Below are 6,054 nucleotides of genomic sequence, written 5' to 3'. Positions count from 1 at the left end.
AGTTTCAATCCTCACTCGAGCTTTCGCCCGAGTGCAACCTGGTAGTTTCCCTTATCGCGGAGAACCAACCAAGGTTTCAATCCTCACTCGAGCTTTCGCCCGAGTGCAACGGCCCCATTTTAGCTTGCGTGCTGGACGGGTCTCAAGGGGCCGTTTGCGCGAACCCCCCCAAGGAGGCTGCCGGCGCAGGGTGGGGTGCCGTGGGGGTAAGGCAGGTTTTCAATGTTCCCTAGCCGATTTCTCGGCTTGCGCGAACCCCCCCGGTTTTGGCACTTGCTTGGGGTTCGCGCATAGTTACAAAGATTACAGGATTGCGGCAAAGGGGTGTAGTTGAGCCGATACTTCCCGTGCTATTCTAAAAGCGTGGGCGAAGACCGGGAGGAGTAGACTTCCTGAACCCACAGAGAGGGTGCCTCGTTGGCTGAGAGGGCGCTTGGGAGCTTGGGTGGTCGAAGGTCGCCCGTGAGCCTGCAGGAAGAACAGCTTTGTAGCTCAGTAGAACCTGCCGGGGAGCCCGTTATAGCCTAAGGGAGTGCCTGGGGTGATCAATTCCAGGAAGCGCGGTGGTACCGCGGGGAAAACCCTCGCCCGTGCAGCGTAATCGCGCGGGCGTTTCGTTTTCAGAAGGTTGGACAGAATCTTCAAGGGACGCCTCGAGGTGAGCGATGGTTAGATTCAAGGAATTGCCCAAAGCTTACGATCCCAAAGCAGTTGAGCCACGTTGGGTTGAGGAGTGGGCTAAGAACCCCCTTAGGCCCGAGCTGAATGCGGGGAAGGGTAAGGGTCCTTTTACTATTGTGATTCCGCCCCCCAACGTGACCGGGAACCTTCACCTGGGGCACGCTTTGGACAACACCATCATCGACACCATTATCCGCTTCAAGCGCATGCAGGGCTACGAAGCCTTGTACCTGCCGGGCACCGACCACGCCGGTATCACCACCCAGGTGCTCGTTGAGCGCGAGCTGGCCCAGGAGGGGCTCTCCCGACACGACCTGGGGCGCGAGAAGTTTTTGGAGCGGGTCTGGGCCTTCAAGGAAAAAAACGGCGGGGCTATCCTGCACCAGCTTCGGCGCATCGGGGCCTCGTGTGACTGGACCAGGGAGCGCTTTACCCTGGATGAGGGGCTTTCCCGGGCGGTGCGGCGAAGCTTTGTGGAATACTACCACCAGGGCCTGGCCTACCGGGGTAAGCGCATCGTGAACTGGGACCCGGTGGCCCAGACCGTCCTCTCCGACCTTGAGGTCAACGTGGAGCCCACCCCTGGCAAGCTCTACACCCTGGCTTATCCGCTGGAGGGGGGTGGGGAGATAAGAATCGCTACCGTTCGGCCCGAGACCATTTTTGCCGACGTGGCAATTGCGGTGAACCCCGCCGACGAGCGCTACCAGCACCTGGTGGGTCGCAAGGCCCGCATTCCCCTTACCGAGCGCTATATTCCTATCATTGCCGATGAAGCGGTGTTGATGGACTTTGGAACCGGGGCCCTCAAGATTACGCCGGCCCACGACCCCACCGACTTTGAAATCGGCCAGCGCCACGGCCTGGAGATGCCCAGCGTGATTGACCTGGAGGGCCGCCTTACGGGGGAGCTGGTTCCTGAGCGGTTCAGGGGCCTCGAGCGCTTCGAGGCCCGCCAGGCAGTGGTGCAGGCCCTGGAGGAGGCTGGCTACATCCGCGAAATCCAGGACTACACCATTGCCCTGGGCTACTCCGATCGCACCAAGGCCCCGGTGGAGCCTATGCTTTTGGAGCAGTGGTTTGTACGCATGAAGCCGGTGGCCGAGAAGGTGCTCCAGGGTCTGGATAAGGGGGAGATGCGCTACGTACCGGAGCGCTGGGAGAAGGTAAGCCGCGACTGGCTCGAGAACATACGGGACTGGGCTATTGCCCGACAGCTTTGGTGGGGCCATCAGATACCGGCCTGGTACGACGAGGAGGGCAACGTCTATGTGCCCGACCCGGAAAATCCCGACCTGGATTGCGACAAGGATCCCCGCTACGCCCACTTGAAGCTCAGGCGCGACCCCGACGTGTTCGACACCTGGTTCAGCTCGGCCCTGTGGCCCTTCTCCACCCTGGGCTGGCCCGAGGAGACGGAGGACTACAAGAAGTTCTACCCCACCGACGTGTTGGTGACGGGCTACGACATCATCTTCTTTTGGGTGGCTCGGATGCAGATGTCGGGCTATCAGTTTACCGGGCGGCCTCCCTTCCATACCATCGTGCTGCACGGCCTGTACCTAGACGCCAAGGGCCAGAAGATGTCCAAGAGCAAGGGCAACGGCATTGACCCCCTGGAGCTGGTGGACAAGTATGGGGCCGATGCCTGCCGCTTTGCCTGGGACTACCTGGCTACCGGGGGGCAGGACATCCGCCACGATGAGCGTCGCTATGAGCAGGGACGCAACTTTGCCAACAAGCTTTACAACGCGGCCCGTTTTGTGCTGATGCAACGCGACCCTTCAGCCAGCCACGAGCCACAGGCCGCCGGCTGCTCCCCCACCCTGGCCGACCGCTGGATGGTTTCCCGGTTGAACCGCGGTATCGCCGAGATTACCGAGGCCTACGAGGCCTACGACCTGGGCCGGGCCGCTCGGCTGGTCTACGAGCTAGTCTGGAGCGAGTTTTGCGACTGGTACCTGGAGGCCGCCAAGCCCGCGTTGCGTGCGGGCAACGAGGCCACCCGGCAGACCTTGGAATTTGCCTTGGCCACGCTGCTGAAGCTTCTGCACCCCATCATGCCCTTCATCACCTCAGAGCTTTACGAGGCGCTCACCGGCGAGACCAAACAGCTCGCCCTGCAGGACTGGCCTACTCCAGGTGAGCGCGACCCTGAGGCCGAACGGGCTTTTGAGACCCTGCAGCAGGTGATCACGGCTACCCGCAACCTTCGGGCTGAGCTGGGCCTGCCGCCGCACCAGGAAATCGTGGTGCAGCTGGATGGGGAAGGAGCCGCTTTGGTTTTGGAGAACCAACCTCTCTTCCGCTTCCTGGCCAAAGCACAGCCAAGGCTCGGGCGGCCCGAGCGGGCTTTGGCCCAGGTAACCCCTACGGTGACGGTTTACCTCGAGCCTCAAGGCGACCTTGGAGCCTTCCTCGAGCGCCAGAAAAAGCGCTTGGCAGAGCTGGAGGGGCTGGTAGCCCAAGGGGAGCGGAAGTTGGCCAACCCCTCGTTCTTGGAGAAGGCCGACCCTGCGGTGGTGGAGGCCGAGCGGGAGCGCCTTTTGGAGCATCGCCTCCAGCTCGAGCGCATCCGGGAGAACCTTGCTCGGCTGAGTTGAGCGTTTTCAGGCTTTCCCCAGGTGGTCGCAAGCGCCTGCTTGCGCGGTGGGATGCCCTTTGGTTGTTGCTGGGCCAGGGGTCTTCCCAGCAGGCCGCCTTGCTGGACGAGCTCCTGACCCGCTATGCCGAGCCCCAGAGGTACTACCACAACCTCGCTCACCTGGAACACCTTCTGGGGCTCCTGCCGCAAGACCCCAGGCTCGAGCTGGCGGCCTGGTTTCACGATGCAGTCTACGACCCCACCCGTACCGACAACGAGGAGGAGAGTGCCCGCCTGGCCCAAAAGCGCCTAGCGGCCCTTGGCCTTTCCCAGGAACTCATCGGGGAGGTGCTCCGGATTGTTCGGGCTACCCGCACGCACCGGGCCGAGGACCCGCTTACGGCCCTTTTCCTGGACGCCGACCTTGCCATTTTAGGGGCCGACCCCAAAACCTACGCCCGCTACGCCCAGGCCATCCGCAAGGAGTACAGCTGGCTGCCGGAGGTTGTCTTTCGGCAACGGCGGGCTGAGCTTCTGCGGGACTTTTTGTCCAGACCGCGGATCTACCAAACAAAGAGATTTGCCGGGCTCGAGGGGGCAGCCCGGCAAAACCTGGCCTGGGAGCTTCAGGGGCTTTGGGGGTCTGAGGCTTAGCCCAGCTTGGCCCGCACCAGCTCCACGATTTCGTCTATGGTTTCGGCCACCGGAACCCCGGCGTCGGCAAAGGCGGCCAGCTTGCTTTCGGGGGTGCCCACGTTGCCCATGATGATAGCCCCCGCGTGGCCCATCCGCTTGCCCTTGGGTGCGCTGCGGCCGCCGATAAAGCCCACCACTGGCTTTTTGACGTGCGCTTTTATGTAGGCCGCGGCCTCCTCTTCGTCAGAACCGCCAATCTCGCCGCACAGCACGATGGCCTCGGTTTCCGGGTCCTCGTTGAAGAGCGGTAGGAGGTCCTTGAAAGTGGTCCCGATGATCGGATCGCCCCCAATGCCAATGCAGGTGGAAATGCCATAGCCCGCGTCGGAGAGAGCCTTGGCGGTTTCGTAGGTGACGGTTCCGGAGCGGGAGATGAGCCCGACCCGGCCTCTCTTGAAGACGCTGGCGGGCATGATGCCGAGCTTGCACTCCCCTGGGGTGATGAGGCCCGGGCAGTTTCCGCCGATGAGCCGCACGTTGCCCAAGGCCTTGATCTCGGCCACCGCCCTGACCATATCCAAGGTGGGTATCCCCTCGGTGATGAGCACCACCAAGGGCACGCCCGCGTGGGCTGCCTCGAGGGCGGCGTCGGCCGCTGAGGGGGCAGGAACGAAAATAATGGAGGCGTCCACCCGGTGCCTGGCCACCGCCTCTTTTACGGTGTCGTAGACGGGTAAGCCCAACGCAGTTTGCCCGCCTTTCCCTGGGGTTACGCCGGCCACTACCTTGGTGCCGGCCTTGAGCATGGCCTCGGTGTGGAAAGCGCCTTCGCGCCCGGTAATGCCCTGTACGATGACCTGGGTATCCTTGTTGACCAAGATGCTCACTGGGCACCTCCCACCATGGAGATGATGGCCTTGGCCGCCTCAATGGAGGTGGGGTACATGTAGACCGGTTTCCCTTGCAGAAGGGCTTTGGCTTCCTCCTCGGCGGTGCCGGCAACCCGCATAGCTACAGGTTTGGTCAGGAGTCCTTCATCCAGCGCCTTCAAGACCCCCCTGGCTACCTCGTCGGCGCGGGTGATGCCGCCGAAGATATTGATGAACACGCCCTTTACATCGGGGTCTTTTAACACCACCTTGAGAGCGTTGTAGACCACATCGGCCTTGGCTCCGCCCCCAATGTCCAGGAAATTGGCCGCCCGACCGCCACTGCGCTGAACCAGGTCGAGGGTGTACATCACCAACCCGGCCCCGTTGCCAATGACCCCGATGTTGCCGTCTAGCTTTACGTAGCTAAAGCCGTAGTTGGAGGCTTCGACCTCGAGCGGGTGCTCAGCCTCAAACTCCCGCAGGGGGGCCAGCTCAGGATGCCGGTAGAGCGCGTTGTCGTCCAACACGATCTTTGCATCGGCGGCCACCACATCGCCGGTGTCGGTAACCACCAAGGGGTTAATCTCGGCGATGGAGGCGTCGGTGGCTACGTAGGCTTGGTAGAGCTTGACCAGCACGTCGGCTAGACGGTTGAGGTTGCCTTCCAGGCCGGCCCGCTTGACCAGTTCCCGGGCCTCGAAGGGCCGGAGCCCGGTCTGGGGGTGAATGGGGTATTTGATGACCGCTTCGGGGCGGGCTGCGGCTACCTCCTCGATGTCTACCCCACCTTCTTTGGAGAGCATCAGCACCACCCGCTGGCTGGTCCGGTCTAGGACGAGGCCTGCGTAGTACTCCTTGGCGATGTTGACCGCTTTGGCCACCAGGACCTTCTTGGTGACGAAGCCCTTGATGTTGAGGCCTAGAATCTGACTGGCCCTTTCCCGGGCTTCTTCCGGGGTCCTGGCTAACTTGACCCCTCCGGCCTTCCCACGTCCGCCGGTGTGCACCTGGGCCTTAATCACCACCGTGTCGCCGTACTCGCTGGCAATCTGCTTGGCCTCATCGGCAGTGAAGGCCACCTTGCCCGGAGGTACCGGGATGCCATAGCGAGCGAGGATTTCCTTAGCCTGGTACTCGTGTAGATTCACGCTTACCTCCCAACTTTTGCCGCTCGCATTATAAGTTTTTCCGAGTTTTTGCGAAGCTCGCGTCCCTCCTCCTAAAGGAGGGTGGGGATTGTTCTTTCGTTACAAAAAACGTTACTTGTTTTGCTATACTTGT

4 protein-coding genes are annotated in these 6,054 nt (G+C 62.0%); 2 read left to right on the top strand and 2 right to left on the bottom strand.

From position 1 onward, the window contains the following. Nucleotides 1–665 precede the first annotated feature (665 nt). Both NZ849_RS06405 and NZ849_RS06400 read left to right on the top strand, forming a co-directional pair. Complete coding sequence (locus NZ849_RS06405; RefSeq protein WP_295405467.1) at nucleotides 666–3,284, top strand: valine--tRNA ligase; 2,619 nt, start codon at nucleotides 666–668, stop codon at nucleotides 3,282–3,284. After that, nucleotides 3,281–3,919: a hypothetical protein gene (locus tag NZ849_RS06400; RefSeq protein ID WP_295405465.1), complete on the top strand. Its 639-nt coding sequence runs from the start codon at nucleotides 3,281–3,283 to the stop codon at nucleotides 3,917–3,919. The genes NZ849_RS06405 and NZ849_RS06400 overlap by 4 nt, the downstream gene beginning before the upstream one ends. On the opposite strand, the gene sucD is transcribed toward NZ849_RS06400, so the two are convergent. After that, nucleotides 3,916–4,788 carry a succinate--CoA ligase subunit alpha gene (gene sucD / locus NZ849_RS06395; protein ID WP_295405462.1) on the bottom strand — a complete coding sequence of 291 codons (873 nt, stop codon included), beginning with the start codon at nucleotides 4,786–4,788 and terminating at the stop codon, nucleotides 3,916–3,918. The genes NZ849_RS06400 and sucD overlap by 4 nt on opposite strands. After that, entirely contained in the window at nucleotides 4,785–5,921 is a 1,137-nt protein-coding gene (gene sucC, locus NZ849_RS06390; protein WP_295405460.1) for an ADP-forming succinate--CoA ligase subunit beta, read from the bottom strand. Before sucC ends, sucD begins: the two co-directional genes overlap by 4 nt. Nucleotides 5,922–6,054 lie beyond the last annotated feature (133 nt).

It is taken from the genome of Meiothermus sp. (genome assembly GCF_025060375.1).
Lineage (GTDB): Bacteria > Deinococcota > Deinococci > Deinococcales > Thermaceae > Meiothermus.
This window is presented reverse-complemented; position numbering and strand designations above follow the sequence as displayed.